The following is a 16622-nucleotide window of genomic DNA, read 5'->3' on the forward strand; positions in this document are numbered from 1 at the left end:
TAATTAGTGTCGTAAGTCAACAGTTTCAAACCGGACTAACGAATCGAACGTGATCGTGACTTTGAATTTAATGATGGCATACGCCCATTCAAGTCACTATCGTCAACATTATATGCTGAGATATCTGGCTGACGGGTTGCGTGGTACCAGTAGTTCAGCAACCCGTATACCAAAACCAACAACAATAGATTGACAATTAGCGTTGGGAACATGTGGAAAATAATAAAATCCGGAATGTTCAAGTTCGTTAAGTTGATGATACCGAATCCAGCGTAATCAAACACCAAATACATGCTCATCGACACAAACCAGACGGCAACTGACGAAATAAATGATGTTGGTAGGTATCGTTGTAACTCGCTGGCTAGCCAAACCGTCAACGGGAAACCAATCATTGAAATACCAATCAAACCCGAATAAAAAATATCAAACAGCAAGCCGCCTAGGAAGGCCGCAATATATAAACTGCGTTCCTTCATTTGCGTAACCGTTCCGGTCAGCACCGGCATCATCATGACAATCAATGATAAGTATGGACTGGCCGACATCGGCATTTTAAATAGCACTGGTGCAAAGTACAGCGCAATCCCCCCATCTAGCATGATTGCGACATACACCAGGACAAAATGTAACCAAGAGGTGTGCACGTATTTCAACATTTATCTTCTCCATTAAGCACTACGATTGTTTGTAGCTTCTACTATATTATCCCTACCGATTGTCGAACGTCAACAAAATGTCACATTTATTGCCCGTCTCTTAAAAACCCCCTAGCCATTTTTTCGGACTGCTGATAAACTAAAAGTGTTCTGAGGAGAGAGAGACACTTCAGAAGGGACTAGATTCATGCAAAAACTCAATTATGATGCGCAGGAGTCTTGGTCAATGACAGCTGGTTTAATGCAATCGCCAATCGCCATTGTAAGCAAAACCGCTGATAGTATTGACTACCCTGCCTCATTAGAATTGTACTATGATCTTAACGCCAATTATGTCCGTGACACCGGACAAGGTTTAGAGGTCGGGCTAACAGGAACAGCGATAATCGCTAATCGTCCGTTCCGTTTGCAACAGTTTCACGTCCACGCGCCCAGCGAGCATACCCTCGACGGCCAGGCATATGATGGTGAAATTCATTTTGTGCACGAAGCTGCTGACGGGCGTTTAGCAGTTATCGGCGTCTTCTTACGCCTAGGTGCCCCATCAGAAACGTTTGCTAGTATTTTAAACCGCATTAATGATGAGTCGGTTTTCTCATGTGAAGTCACTGACCTATTACCAACTAACCGGTCATACTATCATTACATCGGATCCCTAACGACGCCGCCACTATCTGAAAATGTTGACTGGTATGTATTAGAACAACCAATGACAATTTCAGCGGCACAGTTAGCTGAATTCCATGTTCACTATGACCATAATAATCGTCATTTACAGCCTTTGAACGGGCGCCATGTCCTATATTATCAAGACAAATAGAAAGACGTCACACCCTGCGTTATTGCAGAGTGTGACGTCTTTTTTGTTATTGTTGTGGAATAGCCACACTAACAACCGGAATATTATTAAAGTCAGTTGCTGGCTTAATGTAAATCTTCTTTGATAGACCGTAGTCATCTTGGCTGATCTTTTGTACCTTACCAACGTAAAGGCCGGCTGGCGTAACACCACCCAAACCACTAGTCGTTACAAGATCACCCTTTTCCAAAGCGACATCTGATGTAATTTGTCCCATCACAATCAGGTTCTTTTCTTGATTGAAGCTGGTAACGATACCGTCAACAACATCGCCGTTCTTGTTGGCCACACGGATTGCAAAACGATCCGCAACTTGGCTGTCATCAGATAACAACTCAACCTTCGCGTTCGTTGTATTCACCTCAGAGACGCGACCAATCAAACCACCAGAACCCATCACAGACATACCCTTCTTGATGCCTGCATTTGATCCTTTGTTAACAATCAATTGTGATTGCCAATTACTTGGTGAACGTGAAATAACAACCGCATTAACAACCTTATAGTCGGTCAACGTGTTTTCAATTTGCAATTGATCCTTCAATGCACGATTTTCGGCTTGCAACGTTTGCAATTGCACCTTCGCTTGTGCTAAATCATCAACTTTTTCAGTTAATGCTTGATTTTCTTTGTATGTGTTTAGCAACCCTGAGACTGCCTCATATCCACCGCTAACTGCTTTAACTGGTGAACTGACAACACTTGATACCCAACCTGAAACGTCGGACACAACACGCGTTGGCAAAGAAGGTTCTTTTTGAGAGTTTTGTGCTCGCGAACTAATGACAATCACACCGATTGTCACGATTGCAACGATAACCGCTACAACCAAACGTCGTGAAGTTAAGATATTCTTCATATCAAACATGCCTTTCGTCAGTTTTGCTAACAAATAACGCCACACCGAATGGTGCGGCGTTATCGTTAAAATTGATTAGTTGTTCTTCAAAACATCGATTGACTTCAACGCTTCACCAGTACCGATGACAACTGCATCCAATGGCTCTGGTGCAACGAATACTGGCACCTTAGTTGCTTCAGCAATTACTTCATCAAGGTGCTTCAACATAGCACCACCACCAGTCAAAACGATACCGTGGTCGATAACGTCAGCTGCAATTTCTGGAGACGTCTCTTCCAACGTTTCCTTAATAGCAACGATGATTTCAGCAATGACATCCTTGATAGCTTCGGCAACATCAGTCGCTTCGATATCGATCGTCTTTGGCAAACCAGTTACCAAGTCACGACCGCGAGCCGTTGTACCTTCCATGTCCTTGGCAGCTTCAACATCAGCTGATCCAACTTCCATCTTCAAACGTTCTGCCGTTTGCTCACCAATCAATACTGAGTACTTTTGGCGGATGTATGACATGATAGCTTCATCAAGCTTATCACCAGCCATACGGATTGAACGTGATGATACGATACCACCCAATGAAATCGTGGCAACGTCAGTCGTTCCACCACCAAGGTCAACAACCATTGATCCAGTTGGCTCCATAACTGGCAAACCAGCACCAACAGCTGCTGCGAATGGTTCTTCAATAACGTAGGCGTCACGCGCACCAGCGACACGTGCAGCATCAATAACTGCACGACGCTCAACAGCCGTTACACCAGATGGTACACCGATAGTAACATATGGCTTTGAGCCACGACCACCCAAAGCCTTACCTAGGTAGTACTTCAACATAGCAACAGTTGTTTCGTAGTCAGCAATCACACCATCGCGCATTGGGCGGATAGCCTTGATTGAACCAGGCGTACGACCCAACATATCACGAGCGGCCGCACCAACGGCAACAACCTCGTTCGTCTTTGTGTTGCGCGCAACTACTGATGGCTCGCGCAATACAATTCCCTTACCTTCAATGTATACCAACGTGTTGGCAGTTCCTAGGTCGATTCCGACATTTCGAGTTCCAAATGAAAACACGGCTTTTATCCCTTTTCTTTACTAATTTTTATTATCATTCATCGTATGGCACTACATAAAAACGCCACATTAATTTCTTATTTAGTGTATCACAACTTGTTAGCATCCGTCCATAAATCATACAGGCTTTCAAGGCTGATTTTTGGCAGTTCCCCTGTCGCTCTTAAGCTCATAAAACCGTCCAATCCAATAATCATAAAATCAAAAAAATGTAACTGCATCATCGTACTGCAATACGCAAGCTGGCGCATAAAAAGACGATCGGCCAATGAGGCTTTCAAATGTCCACTAGGATGATTGTGGACCAAAATAAAGCCATAGGCGTTCAAGGCCACCAAACGCCTAAAAATGTCACGTGGATGAATCGACACGCCATCCAACGTTCCCTGCGCCACTTGTTGAATATCAAGTACGCGCATTTGTGTATTAACGGCAATTAACCAGCAGCTTTCCTGCGGTTGATTCCCATATTTTCTGGCCAAATATTGCCCTAATTCAGCAACTGACTTGATTGTTCGTAACATATCGTCGCACCTCCATTAATAAAGGAGGCGCAAAGGCCGTTTTTTCCAAAAATGTAATTTTTATCAGTCACAGCGTATAATGAAAATAAAAAAGGAAGTTTTTTAAATGCGCGTTCGTAAGTTTACCCCCCTTCGTATTCCAAGTAAAAGTGTTGCTCGTGCGGTTCGTTTTTACCGTGAAGTGTTTGATTTGCCAACTGAATTTGGTGAAAATGAGTCACGCCACCTTTACTTCGACCAACAATCAATTGTGTTTGAAGAAGATCCAGACGCTGACCCAATTACGGTTCAAGTGACGGTTCGTGACCACAAGGAAACGGTTGAAAACCACTTCATCAATTACTACGTCACCCAAGCAAAGCCAGCAACTGAATCAGAAGATGGTCGTCACATCATTTTCCATCTCGATGATTTTGAGGGTAACCACATCGAAGTAATCGCTAATAAGTAAACAAAAGTAAAAGGAGAGTGAACAACCGTTCGCTGAACTGAACCCCATGAGTTGGAGCAAATCTAACTCATGGGGTTTTTGTATGTTTTCAAAAGAAATTCAAATAGAAGCAGTTTCTCTGTACCTCAAAGGTGTACCGACTGTTGAAATACGCAAGAAATTCGGAATTAAGGGATCATCAACGCTTGGAATCTGGGTGGACTCCATAAAACGTGACGGAGTATATGGAATTAAAGATTCCCATAGAAAGCAGACAAGTTATCCGTATTCCTTTAAAATCAAGGTAATTAATTGGCGACTTACACATCACGCGTCTTATCCTGTAGCAGCGAGAAAGTTCAGGGTGACTAGCCCTTCGTTGATTTGGCAGTGGGAACGTGCGTTGGAGTCTGGTCGGCTAAAACCTGATAAACGAAGGCGGAAACGAACTATGAATAAGCAAGAACACGACAAGATCAAGAAGCTCGAAGAAGAGAATGAACTACTTCGAATTAAGGTAGCCTACTTGGAAAAACTCGAGGCCTTAGCTCAGGAAAAGAAGAAATTACAAACCAAGACAAAGCGGTAGTAATCACTGTGCTAAGGAGAGTTGAAGTGCAAGTTGAAGCTGCTTCTTCAAGTAGCCGAGATGTCTAGCAGTAGTTATCATGACGCGTGCAAGCGTGCGTACAAGGAGTATCCACGTGAGTTAATTGATGAGATTATATCAATTCGTGATGACAACCCGGACTACGGTTACCGTCGTGTCACACAAGAGCTTCGTAATCGTGGCTTCAACACCAACCATAAGGTTGTGCTGAAAATTATGAAGATGAACGGGCTTCTCTGTACTGCTTTCAACCGTCTGACACGGAAGTACAATTCTTACGCCGGCACTGTCGGACATATCTCACCGAATCGTGTAAACCGTCGGTTCACAACGGATCGACCATATCAGAAGGTTCTCACCGACGTCACTGAAGTCCGTTGGGGATCAGGCACGATGGCTGAACGTGCTTATTTCACCGCCTATATTGATGTTTATAGTGGTGAGATTCTCACTTGGAATATCGATATTCATCCAACTGTCGAGTTCGTCACAAAGCCATTAGATGAGCTTCTACAAAATAGGCCAGAATTGAATTATCGAATGACAATTCACTCTGACCAAGGTTTCCAATATCAAAATTATGAGTATGTATCACGGCTAAAGACTAACCGTGTGTTCCAAAGCATGAGTCGCAAAGCGACATGCCTAGATAACGCAATGGCTGAGAGTATCTTCCACATCTTGAAGGTAGGAACGGTACATAACAACCACTATCAAAGTTATGACGAATTAAAGTCCGCCATAACTAACTATGTCTATTACTACAACAATAAGCGGATAAAAACAAAACTGGCCGGAAGAACTCCGGTTCAATACCGAAATCTTTCCGACCAGTTAGCCGCTTAAACTTCACTCCAATTTTTGGGGTTCAGTTCACGCTCTCCTTTTCTTTTTACCTATTTTCAGCACGTTGATACCAAACCGTTACCAATTCTTCAGCTAAATCGGCCATATCAGCCATGCCAATAGCTGCAGCATTCGCAACTTGTTGCTTCACTGCATCCCATTCGTGGTTCTCCAATTGACTAATCACAGTCGCCCACCAAGCGAAGCTCATCGCACTCTTAGCTTGGTTTGCCATCCAATCAGCCACTTGTTTGAACGTTTCTAAATCAAATTCATTTGCCTTAAGTAGCTCAATTAAATAACGAGCCGTCGTTGCATTTAGGCGCTCCATCGTACCGTGAGGCCATTCTTTTTGCCAAATAACTGACAAATAGTTAAAAGCATCTTTTTGCTCAACTTCAGCGATTACCGGATACAATAGGGCCACGTCCATTTCGCGCCAAATCTTAACAGCTTCAAATGAATCAATCAAAATTTGTTGGGCGATTTGCGCATGCTCATCAGGAATCAAACGCGCATGAAGCACATCAGCCAAGCTGGCCACACGCAAAAAGCCACGCGCCATAGTGTTACGGAAGAGTTGATAGCTACGTCGACTAACTTCCTTAATCGTCTCAGGATCACGCTTTCGATTTGCATCCAGCAACTCATACATCAACCCTTCAACTGTGTCTTGTCCGTTAACCAATTCCGTATTAATTTCGGCACCCGTTAAAAGCAAATGACTCATCAACGAAATGAACCCTTCAGCAGGCAAATCGTTTTCTTCATTCAAATAACGGTAGTAACGGTTTCGGCTAATGCCGATGTTAGCTAACTCCCGGACAGGAATGTCATTTGCCTGTCGAATTTCATTTATTCGTTCACGATTAATTAAGCTCATTCGTTTTACCTTCTAAACAAATCTCTCTATATAATTATTTCTCTGCACAATCGTGCCCGTATGCTCATGTTTGAGTGTACCACCCACGGAACATACGTTCAACAAAAAGTGCTTACTTTTATTTCAGTAAAAAAGCCCGAACAGTTCGTTCGAGCTTCCTTGATTATATGTGATTAAAAGATAACGCGTCCAACATAGTTGCCGCCGATACCATCAAAGATATCTTCGTCATCTACCTTAACCGCAGCGTTTTCAGCCAAGCCCATGAAGATAACCATCGTCGTGGCTAGCTTGCCGGCTGCCTTAACCGCTTCGATGTCCATTGTTGCAAGTAAGTCACCGTGCTTAACCTTATCGCCAACTGACACCTTCACATCAAATGGTTCTCCGTTCATTTCAACGGTGTTAATTCCCATGTGAACCAACACTTCCAAACCACTTTCTGTGCGCAACCCAATGGCGTGCTTCGTAGGTGCAACCATCGTCACTTCAGCATCCAATGGTGCGGTAATGTTGTTATCAGATGGTTCAATTGCGAAACCATCACCCATCATCTTTGACGCGAACGTTTCATCTTGAACGTGCTCAAGGTGAAGCAATGATCCATTAGCAACGGCAAAGAAGTTTTCTTCCTTACCAGCTGGTGCATCATCTACTGGCTTTGCTTCGTCAGCAGACAATGGATTCTCCAACTTAGATGAAATTTCACCGTTGTAAATCTTCTCAACGTTATCGGCAACGAATTGCACATCCGGACCGATAACAATGTGAATTTGGTGATCATCCAAAACGTTAACACCCATAACACCAGGTGTCTTCTTCAAGGCATCCACGTCAGCCAATGACGTATCTGTCATCTTGTAACGCAAACGTGTCGTGCAGTTGTAAAGGTACGTCAAGTTTTCCTTAGCAGAAGAATCCCCACCAAGTGCTGACCAAACCATACGTGCCGTACGGAGATACTTGTCTTCGCCACCAACCGTTGCAGCCTTACCCACTTGAACATTGTTAGCTGCATCGTCGTCATCCTTAGGATCACGACCAGGTGTCATCAAGTTGAACTTCTTAATCGCAAACGTAAAGATTGCATAATACAAAACAGCAAACACGAGCCCTTGCACAAGCAACATGTAAGGCTTGTTAGCCAAAGGCATTGAGAAACTCAAAACGTAATCGACCAATCCACCTGAGAACGTAAATCCTGAGGTCCAGTGGAAGAACGCAGCGATTGCCAATGACAATCCCATCAAAATAGCGTGGATAACGTACAAAGGCCATGCCACGAACATGAATGAGAATTCCAATGGTTCCGTTACACCGGTAAAGAAGGCAGCAATTCCAGCGGCCAACATCAATGAGCCAACACGCTTCTTTTGGGCTGGACGTGCTTGGCGATAAATCGCAAACGCACCAGCAGGCAACCCGAACATCATCACTGGGAAGAAGCCAGCTTGATACATACCAGTGATTCCCTTGGTACCAGTTGACGCCCAGTAATTTCCAATGTCATTAATACCAGCAATATTAAACCAGAAGACAGAGTTCAACGCGTGGTGCAATCCCGTTGGAATCAACATACGGTTGAAGAATCCGTACAAACCAGCACCAACCCAGCCAAGACCTGAAATGAACTTAGCAAACGTTACCAAGCCTGTGTAAACCGGTGGCCACACAAACAATAGCACAACTGAGATGACCAACATCGCCACCGCAGAAATAATTGGCACTGAACGCTTACCACTAAAGAACGCCAGCGCCGTTGGCAAGCGAACTTCACTGAAGCGGTTGTACAAAGCAGCCGCAACTAGTCCAGCCACGATTCCAAGTAAGACATTGTTATTTACCAACGCCTCAAATGCCGGATTAACATGGCCGACTTTGACATTTGTCAACATGGCAATTTGCGCGGGCGCCAACAAGAATACTGGCAACTCGTATGCTACGACGGCAGCCAAGGCCACGGCCCCAGCTTCCTTCTTTTGCACCATACCCAACGCAAGTCCGACAGCGAACAGCAACGCCAATTGTCCCAAGACACCGTTACCAGCAATTGCCAAAAAGTTTCCAATCGATTGGGCGACAGAACCATCAATGCGCATAATCCAGTTTCCGATACCAACCAACAAAGCAGCAGCCGGCAAAACTGAAACAGGCAACATCAATGAACGACCCATTCGTTGTAGATAGTCTTTCATTTGTAAATCCCCTACTAATAATTCCTAAAGATATTTTGTATACCAATGCTATCTATTTTACGCTCATACCCTGTTTTGACAATGCTAAAAAGGTCTATACCACACAATAGTTGGTATAGACCTTTTAATTAATTTTCTAATGTTTTATAGTCTTGGGCCCAGATGAGTCCCATTGCTTTTTCACCAGTGTGAACCCCGATGTAAGGTCCAATGATACTACGCTCAACAACAACATCCGGGAACTGTGCCGTCAAATCAGCCGCCCATTGATCAGCTAAATCAGGGTTGTTACCATCTACAATCGTGGCACGAATCTTGTAATCCACACTGTCATGGACTTCCTTAAAGTCAGCCTCAATCTTCTTCCAGGCACGCTTCATCGCACGCTCCTTACCAATAGCAATAATCTTCGTATCTTCAAAGGTTAGCAATGGTTTGATGTTCAGCAATGATCCCAATGTTGCTTGACCACCAGAAATGCGACCAGTGCGTTGCAAGTGACGAATTTCATCCACAGCGAACAATACCTTCGTTGTCGCACGTAGTTGTTCCAAACTAGCAAGAATTTCCGACACATTCTTATCAGCCTTTACCATATCGGCCGCCAACTTAGCTTGGTTTCCCGCACCGCTAGCCGCGATTTGTGAATCCCACACGTGAACCTTAATGTTATCTACCGTTCCAGCCAATGATTTCAAGTGACGAGAAGGCACCTGAAATACCTGATGACAATACGATAACAATGACATCCGTATAGCCCGCTTCTGCCAATTCATCAAACTTATCCATGAACGCACCAATTTCTGGTTGAGACGTTGTCAAAGCCGGATCCGCCGTACGTTGAAATGTGTAAAAGTCCTCTTGAGATGCCCAACTCTCATTTTCATGAAAAACTTGCTCCCCCATCATAATAGGGTCATTGATTTGATAGATGTTCAACGCTGCCAAATCAGCTGGCGCAATATAACTAGAACTATCAACTAAAACTGCAATCTTACTCATAATATCCAACTCCAAAATTGTATATGTCGTTTATCAATTTAACACGAAACGATTAGAATAGCGACCCTATCCAAAAGCCAATCAGCAATACTGGTACACCACCAGCAAAGGCCAATACGGTTTTCAACAAAACACGGGTTCGTTCTGATTGATTAGGCAAACCATTAGCCAGTTCAACGATGGGTGTTGAGAAAGTCGAGTAGCCACCCATGATCCCAGTCGCCCAAAATGTATTCTGTAACAATGGTAAGTGCATGCCAAACAAAATACCGATTAAAAATGCGGCCGTCAAATTAATCACCATCACCATCCAGGCGCTGGCGGTTCCAAATACCTTAGGTGCAATTTCCAAAAGTGAAAATCGCCCCATCGAGCCAATCACCGCGCCCAGACCAGCTAGTCCAATTTGTATCAACATATTACGCCACCACCTTTTCAGCGAGCGCACGACCGGCATACACAACCAATACACCACCGACAATGCTTAAGACAATATATACAAAACCAATTAGCCAGCCATGTTTAACCATATCTAAAATGGCCGTTGAATACGTTGTGTAGGCACCCAACACACCGACCATAATAAAATCAGCAACCGGTTGGGCCAAGGTAATTTTCTTGGACCAAATCACCACCAGAAATGCGGATAAGAACGTCCCAGTTAAATTGATAACTAACGTTGATAATGGAAAAGTGGTCACTTGAATAAGCAAAGCAATTAGCTCACGCAGTCCGCCACCAAAAAAGCCACCAACGCCCACAGCTAGTAAACGTTGCCAAAATAGCTTATCCATGTTGTGCCTCCGTTTCTTTATTCAAGTCTTGCATAACCGTCCAAACTTGTTTGAATTGCGCCTCATCAGTCAGCAATGACAGTTCATCGCCAACTTGTAAAATGAAATCACCATTTGGCAAGTGTTCTTCACTACCACGACGAATACGTTGAATCAAAACACCACGTGGCAATTGTAGTTGACGCACTTCTGCATCTTCAAGTGCACTCCCCGGTGCAACGACAAACGTCATTTCTTCAAGGCGGCCACGCAAAGCAGACAGTTGATCTGGCAAACGCAAGCGAGCCAACAATGACTCATAAATTGGTTCACCACCCATAAAGTCAACGACAAGATAGGCAATCAATGCCACAATTGCCATGGCAACTAGGTGAGTCATTGACCCAACCATTTCAGCAATCAGTACGATAGCTGTAAATGGGGCTTTTGAAATACTTGCAAAGTAACCCGCCATTCCGACAATCATCATGTTCATCACATTGACTGGTGCAAGCAAGCCAAAACGAACAAGTACCGCGCCAAACAACGCCCCTGCCAAGGCACCCAACGTTAAGATTGGCAAGAAGATACCACCTGGCACACCTGAACCAAACGCAATTGTTGAGTAAACAAAGCGCAAGACGATTAATCCAACCAGGACGCTAATAGTTGGCACAAAGTTGGCATCGTGCAAAATCAAACTAGCACCACCACCAAGGGCTTGTGGTGCCCAGATACCAACTGGAATTAACAATAGGAAGACGACAATAAAATGATAGTGTCGTGGCAACCACTTCAACCAGCGGAACATGTTCGGTGCCCACAAAGTCGCACGTTGATAAGCATATCCGAACAAGCCCAATAAAATACCCAACACAGGCAACCAGGCATAGTCCATTAGTGGCAAGTCATGCAGCTTAGTCATACTTAGCACTGGCGTTAAACCGAACACATTAACTGAAACCATGTCCGCCACAACAGCACTCGTCAACGCACCCAGCCAAACCAGCATCGAGAACGTCCGATATACCTCTTCAAGGACAAACAACGTACCGGCAACTGGTGCACCAAATGCAGCTGACAAGCCCGCGGCAGCCCCCATTGCAATCATCAGTTTGTTGTTACGTGAATCAAAGCCACGCTTCTCACCATATAACTGGGCGACCGCGGCACCCAATTGAATAGATGGTCCTTCGCGTCCAAGCATTGCACCTGAACCAATGGTTAATAGTCCAGCGGAAAATTTGCGCCACAACACAGAGAACGGATTAACTGTCATCTGCCCCGCCAACTGTCCTTCAACTTGTGGAATACCAGACCCGTTAACGTTAGGGTCCCCTTTAATGATTTGGCCAACAATGAATGTAAATAAATCATGGCAATTATCGTGCCGGCCAACCAGAAGCCCTTATCTGGTGAAACAACAAGTTGATGATAAACATGGCGCCACTGATCTAAAATCAGCTCAACCAGCCAACGAAATGTACTGACGACGATACCAACCAGAATGCCGACCACCACGGCCCGACCAACTGTTAGCAAGCGTGTCCGATCAATTTTCATCTCACACCTCCGTAAAAAAACTCACCTTTTAATTTACCACTTTTGTCACCGTGATGGGGCGAATATGTCTAGTGTTTTGTGTCGTCGCTTGCGTGACGAGGCATGGTGGGTGGGCGTGTCCTTCAGAAAAATCTGGTCGCGACCGAAACGGGACTCGTCCCGTGAAGGAAGTGTAGCCGGTATCCTTTGAAGGATACCGGCTACTAGAAAGCCCCCGCGGACATTTGCTCGTACGCTAGCACGACCCTAACCCCAAATAAAAAAGAGGACAGCCCAGGGCCATCCTCGTAAAACTATGATTAATAACGGTTAAAGTACCCCAACAAATCAGGAACCGTCAATTGTTGCTTTTCTTCACCTGACACATCTAGTGAGATTTGACCAGCTGACATGATAATCAAACGATTACCGTATTGAATCGCATCTTCCAAATGGTGCGTAATCATCAAAGCCGTCAAATGATCCTCACGAATGCGTTGGTCAGTCACGACCATCAATTGCTCACTCGTCTTTGGGTCCAACGCCGCTGTGTGCTCATCGAGCAACAACAATTCCGGACGTAAACGCGTGGCCATTAAAAACGATAGCGCTTGACGTTGTCCACCTGACAAATCACCCGTGGCAACGTTTAGACGTGAATCCAAACCATTTCCCATCGTCGCAGCAACCTTGGCAAAGTCAGCCAACTTTTCCTTGGTCAAGCCGCGCCCCTTCAAACGACGTGACAACCCGCGACGTTCCGCAAACAACAAGTTCTCTGCCACCGTCATGCGAGGTGCCGTACCCAACTTAGGGTCTTGGAACACACGTGCCAAAAACTTCGTGCGCTGCGTTTCAGACAACCGCGTGACATCCTCATCACCTAGGTAAATGTGCCCGCTCGTCAATGCAAGTGAGCCAGCGATAACATTGAACAACGTTGACTTACCAGCACCGTTAGATCCCAACACCGTGACAAAATCACCTTCGTTCAACGTCAATGAAACATCATTCAAAATTGTTTTTTCTTCAGGTGTGCCTTGGTTAACCACCACCGTGGCATTTTCCAATCGTAAACTTGTCTTAGTCATGTGAGGCAACCCCCTTCTTCAAAACGCTATCTAGTTTCAACACCTTGCGAAGTTGTGGCAACGTCAAAGCAATACCGAGGACAACAGCGCTAAACAAGTTCAAATCGTTGGCGTTGAAGCCCAGGTAAAGCACGATAACCAACACGAAACGGTAAAGCACAGAACCAATGACAATCGTCACCAAACGGTCCGTCAAAGACATTTGATCCGTAAATACAACCTCACCAATGATAATTGACGCCAAGGCGACGACGATGATACCAATTCCCATGTTAACGTCCGCAAAGCCGTTGTTTTGCGCGACCAGCGCACCACCCAAGCCAATCAAACCGTTAGAAATCATCAACCCCATAATCGTCATGTTATCTGTGTTAACACCGAGTGAACGTGCCATCGCACGGTTATCACCGGTTACAATAAATGCTTGACCAAGTTCTGTTTGCAAGAAAATGGCCGTCGCTGCCGTCACCACAATAATAATCACCAAACCAACAACCACTGTTGGGAAGTTCTTAGGCAAGAAATCAAGAAAGTCGGCAGAAAATAGCGTTCCCTTACCAAGCAAAGAGCGGTTGGCTTGCCCCATGATGCGTAGGTTGATTGAGTAAACCGCCGTCATTGTCAAAATTCCAGCCAACAAAATTGGCACCTTACCCTTGGTGTAAATTAAGCCAGTAACTAAACCAGCTAATGCACCAGCGCCAGCCGCAATTAAACTAGCCAGAGCCGGGTTCATACCATTTGAAATCAAGGTAACCGCCGTGGCGGCCCCTAGTGGAAAGGTCCCTTCAACCGTCATATCGGGAAAATCCAAGATACGGAAAGTTAAAAACAATCCAATTCCAAGGGTAGCCCACAAAAGTCCCTGTCCAATCGCTGAAACTAAAATATTCATACCGTTCTCCTTACTTCACGAACTTCGCGTTATCGTAGCCCTTGGGCATCGTCAAACCTAACTTCTCAAGTTGCGCCTTGTTTACCACCAACTCACCAGTCTTGGTAAAATCAACTGGCAATGTCTTAGGGTTGGCACCCTTCAAGATTTTTGCAACCATCTTACCGGTCATCACCCCGATGTTTTTCTGGTTGATTGACTCAGCGGCCACACCACCGTCTTTAACCATCGTATCGACCGTTGGGAACACGGGCACCTTAGCGGCATCCGTGTTCTTAATCAATGTTGTCATTGCCCCAGCAATCGTGTTATCCGTCGGCACAAAGACCGCATCAACGTTATGATTTTCAACCATTTGTAGTGACGTTTGATTCAAATCGTTTGATGATGCGATTGAGTACGCCTTCACCTTTAGTCCCGCCTTCTCAGCCAGCGCAATCATCTTGCGGGCTTCAGTCGTGGCCGAGTCATCTGATGATGTGTAGATAACGCCCAGCGTCTTCATGTCCGGCAAAAATGCTTTCATCATCTTCAATTGGGCCTCAAGTGGCGCCTGATCAGAAACACCCGTGACATTGCCTCCTGGCTTCTCGTAGCTCTTGACCAACTTGGCACTCATTGGGTTCGTTGAAGCCGAAAAAACAACCGGCTTATCATTAATTGTATTGGCCAATGCAACGGCTGCCGGTGTCGCAATTCCAACTGAGACAGCAGCACCTTCGTTCTCAAACTTTGTTGACATCGTCTTCAAGTTAGATTGATCACCTTGCGCATTTTGGAAATCAATTTTGACATCCTTGCCCACTGTGTAACCACTATCCGCCAAGCCTTCCTTGATACCCTTATTAATCGCATCCAATGCTGGGTGTGACATAAATTGCAAAACGCCCACTGTTGGGACCTTAGCTGCTTTATGTTCCGCGATTGATTCTTGGACCCCTGCTGCAACAAGCACTGCAGCTAATAAGCCAACAGCAGTCAATACTTTCTTGTTCATAACCTTCACCCCGTAAATAATTGCAAAATAAAACCGCGAAAGAGTCACCTTGCGTGCCCCTTTCGCGGTAAAAAGAAAGGCCTGCGCGGTAACCCGTGCAGACCTTTCGTTAACGGAAATCAGTCGGCACAGACTCAATACTTACGCTCCAAAAGAGCACGTACCGAATCTGCTTCAACCACAGTTCGGACGCGTTAGCTGCGCCACCAACCATTCAATTGTACTGTCGTCTTAAACATAACTGTTTCCACCTAACGTTTCATCTTGAAAATTATGATAACATTTTAATTTTTGTAATGCAACCTAATCCAAGCCAATGTTGTAGTCATCGTCTTCCATTACTTCGACTTGACCCAAACGGTAACCGTTTCCGACTTGTGAGAAGAAGTCGTGGTTAGACGTTGTCGTTGAAATACCATTCATCACAATTGGGTTAACATCTTCTGCCCCATCAGGGAATAGTGGATCCTGACCTAGATTCATCAATGCCTTGTTTGCATTGTAACGCAAGAATGTAAGCACTGATTCTGTCCAACCGATTTCATCGTATAGATGCTTCGTGTAGTTTTCTTCGTTGTTGTACAAATCCAACAACAAGTCGTACATCCACATCTTCATTTCTTCTTGCTTGTCTTCAGGCAACTCATTGAAGCCTAATTGGAACTTGTAACCAATGTAAGTGCCGTGAACGGATTCATCACGCAAAATCAACTTAATGATTTCAGCAACGTTGTTCAACTTGTTGTGGCCTAGGTACCAAAGTGGCGTGTAGAACCCTGAATAGAACAAGAACGTTTCCAAGAATACAGACGCCACCTTCTTTTGCAGGTCATCCCCAGTTTGATAAATTTGGTTAATGCGTTGTGCCTTGTATTGCAAGAATTCATTCGAATTTGTCCAATCGAAAATCTCTTCAATTTCCGCTGGGGTGTTCAACGTTTCAAAAATTGATGAGTATGACTTCGCGTGAACGGATTCCATAAACTCAATATTGTTCAGTACTGCTTCTTCGTGTTGCGTACGAACCGACTTCTTCAATGACGCCATACCATCTTGTGATTGGAGCGTATCAAGCAGGGTCAAACCACCAAAAACGTGCCCCACCAAGTAGTGTTCATTTTCCGCCATCTTACGCCAGTCATCCAAGTCATTTGACAACGGAATACGCGTGTCTAGCCAAAATTGTTCAGTCAACTTTTCCCAAGTTGCCTTGTCGATTGCGTCCTCAACGTTATTCCAGTTGATTGCAACATATCCTTCAGTCATTCGATGTTCTCCTTCAATCGAAAACGGCCAGGAAGTCATTCACTCACTGACCGTTTTCTGAACTACTGGTGTTGATTATACCAGCTCTACCTTTTTAGTGTGCGCAATTCC

The 16622-nt window shown here is 44.8% G+C and carries 20 protein-coding genes; 4 read left to right on the forward strand and 16 right to left on the reverse strand.

Annotated features, from left to right (window positions below; translation table 11 throughout):
- Nucleotides 1–35: 35 nt before the first annotated feature.
- Nucleotides 36–659, reverse strand: coding sequence for a rod shape-determining protein MreD (gene mreD, locus OIT45_RS02035; RefSeq protein WP_199404089.1), 624 nt, complete (start codon nt 657–659; stop codon nt 36–38).
- 187 nt (nt 660–846) lie between these two features.
- Here mreD and OIT45_RS02040 point away from each other — a divergent pair, with 187 nt between their 5' ends.
- Complete coding sequence (locus tag OIT45_RS02040; RefSeq protein ID WP_135797413.1) at nt 847–1479, forward strand: carbonic anhydrase family protein; 633 nt, start codon at nt 847–849, stop codon at nt 1477–1479.
- A gap of 46 nt (nt 1480–1525) precedes the next feature.
- On the opposite strand, the gene mreC is transcribed toward OIT45_RS02040, so the two are convergent.
- The 3 genes from mreC to OIT45_RS02055 all read right to left on the reverse strand — a co-directional run bounded on the left by mreC (nt 1526) and on the right by OIT45_RS02055 (nt 3981).
- Nucleotides 1526–2377, reverse strand: a complete 852-nt coding sequence (gene mreC / locus OIT45_RS02045; protein ID WP_135798636.1) for a rod shape-determining protein MreC — start codon at nt 2375–2377, stop codon at nt 1526–1528.
- A 75-nt stretch (nt 2378–2452) separates the two neighbouring features.
- On the reverse strand, nt 2453–3457 hold the full coding sequence (locus OIT45_RS02050; protein WP_003608181.1) for a rod shape-determining protein: 1005 nt from the start codon (nt 3455–3457) through the stop codon (nt 2453–2455).
- Nucleotides 3458–3546: 89 nt separating this feature from the next.
- The gene (locus tag OIT45_RS02055; protein ID WP_135797411.1) at nt 3547–3981 is read right to left on the reverse strand and encodes a JAB domain-containing protein; all 435 of its coding nucleotides are present in this window, start codon (nt 3979–3981) and stop codon (nt 3547–3549) included.
- A 106-nt stretch (nt 3982–4087) separates the two neighbouring features.
- On the opposite strand from OIT45_RS02055, the gene OIT45_RS02060 reads away from it, so the two are divergent.
- The 3 genes from OIT45_RS02060 to OIT45_RS02070 all read left to right on the forward strand — a co-directional run bounded on the left by OIT45_RS02060 (nt 4088) and on the right by OIT45_RS02070 (nt 5867).
- Nucleotides 4088–4432 (forward strand): VOC family protein, encoded by a 345-nt coding sequence (locus OIT45_RS02060; RefSeq protein WP_199404088.1) that lies wholly within the window; start codon nt 4088–4090, stop codon nt 4430–4432.
- 82 nt (nt 4433–4514) lie between these two features.
- Nucleotides 4515–5000, forward strand: a complete 486-nt coding sequence (locus OIT45_RS02065) for a helix-turn-helix domain-containing protein (protein WP_087043610.1) — start codon at nt 4515–4517, stop codon at nt 4998–5000.
- A 33-nt stretch (nt 5001–5033) separates the two neighbouring features.
- Complete coding sequence (locus OIT45_RS02070) at nt 5034–5867, forward strand: IS3 family transposase (protein ID WP_264340013.1); 834 nt, start codon at nt 5034–5036, stop codon at nt 5865–5867.
- A 46-nt stretch (nt 5868–5913) separates the two neighbouring features.
- Here the strand turns inward: OIT45_RS02070 and OIT45_RS02075 are convergent, their stop codons facing one another.
- The 12 genes from OIT45_RS02075 to nrdF form a co-directional block, all read right to left on the reverse strand.
- Nucleotides 5914–6750 (reverse strand): hypothetical protein, encoded by an 837-nt coding sequence (locus tag OIT45_RS02075; protein ID WP_199404797.1) that lies wholly within the window; start codon nt 6748–6750, stop codon nt 5914–5916.
- Between the two features lie 173 nt (nt 6751–6923).
- A complete protein-coding gene (nagE, locus tag OIT45_RS02080) occupies nt 6924–8945 on the reverse strand; it encodes an N-acetylglucosamine-specific PTS transporter subunit IIBC (RefSeq protein WP_199404796.1) in 2022 nt (673 codons plus the stop codon).
- A 128-nt stretch (nt 8946–9073) separates the two neighbouring features.
- Nucleotides 9074–9643 carry a DegV family protein gene (locus OIT45_RS02085; RefSeq protein ID WP_264339801.1) on the reverse strand — a complete coding sequence of 190 codons (570 nt, stop codon included), beginning with the start codon at nt 9641–9643 and terminating at the stop codon, nt 9074–9076.
- Nucleotides 9615–9947 carry a DegV family protein gene (locus tag OIT45_RS02090; protein WP_264339803.1) on the reverse strand — a complete coding sequence of 111 codons (333 nt, stop codon included), beginning with the start codon at nt 9945–9947 and terminating at the stop codon, nt 9615–9617. The genes OIT45_RS02085 and OIT45_RS02090 overlap by 29 nt, the downstream gene beginning before the upstream one ends.
- 52 nt (nt 9948–9999) lie before the next feature.
- The gene (locus OIT45_RS02095; protein WP_135797406.1) at nt 10000–10365 is read right to left on the reverse strand and encodes a CrcB family protein; all 366 of its coding nucleotides are present in this window, start codon (nt 10363–10365) and stop codon (nt 10000–10002) included.
- A gap of 1 nt (nt 10366) precedes the next feature.
- Nucleotides 10367–10741 carry a fluoride efflux transporter FluC gene (locus tag OIT45_RS02100; protein WP_199404795.1) on the reverse strand — a complete coding sequence of 125 codons (375 nt, stop codon included), beginning with the start codon at nt 10739–10741 and terminating at the stop codon, nt 10367–10369.
- Entirely contained in the window at nt 10734–12080 is a 1347-nt protein-coding gene (locus tag OIT45_RS02105; RefSeq protein WP_264340014.1) for a ClC family H(+)/Cl(-) exchange transporter, read from the reverse strand. The genes OIT45_RS02100 and OIT45_RS02105 overlap by 8 nt, the downstream gene beginning before the upstream one ends.
- Nucleotides 11996–12283 (reverse strand): hypothetical protein, encoded by a 288-nt coding sequence (locus tag OIT45_RS02110; protein WP_264339804.1) that lies wholly within the window; start codon nt 12281–12283, stop codon nt 11996–11998. Before OIT45_RS02110 ends, OIT45_RS02105 begins: the two co-directional genes overlap by 85 nt.
- Before the next feature lie 299 nt (nt 12284–12582).
- Nucleotides 12583–13353, reverse strand: a complete 771-nt coding sequence (locus tag OIT45_RS02115) for an ABC transporter ATP-binding protein (protein ID WP_199404793.1) — start codon at nt 13351–13353, stop codon at nt 12583–12585.
- Nucleotides 13346–14248 (reverse strand): ABC transporter permease, encoded by a 903-nt coding sequence (locus OIT45_RS02120; RefSeq protein ID WP_135797402.1) that lies wholly within the window; start codon nt 14246–14248, stop codon nt 13346–13348. The genes OIT45_RS02115 and OIT45_RS02120 overlap by 8 nt, the downstream gene beginning before the upstream one ends.
- A gap of 10 nt (nt 14249–14258) precedes the next feature.
- Entirely contained in the window at nt 14259–15245 is a 987-nt protein-coding gene (gene trpX / locus OIT45_RS02125; RefSeq protein WP_199404792.1) for a tryptophan ABC transporter substrate-binding protein, read from the reverse strand.
- 303 nt (nt 15246–15548) lie between these two features.
- Nucleotides 15549–16511 (reverse strand): class 1b ribonucleoside-diphosphate reductase subunit beta, encoded by a 963-nt coding sequence (gene nrdF / locus OIT45_RS02130; RefSeq protein WP_199404791.1) that lies wholly within the window; start codon nt 16509–16511, stop codon nt 15549–15551.
- Nucleotides 16512–16622 lie beyond the last annotated feature (111 nt).

Origin of the sequence: Weissella sp. LMG 11983, from assembly GCF_025908495.1 — a bacterium.
In the GTDB taxonomy this organism is placed as follows: domain Bacteria; phylum Bacillota; class Bacilli; order Lactobacillales; family Lactobacillaceae; genus Weissella; species Weissella fermenti.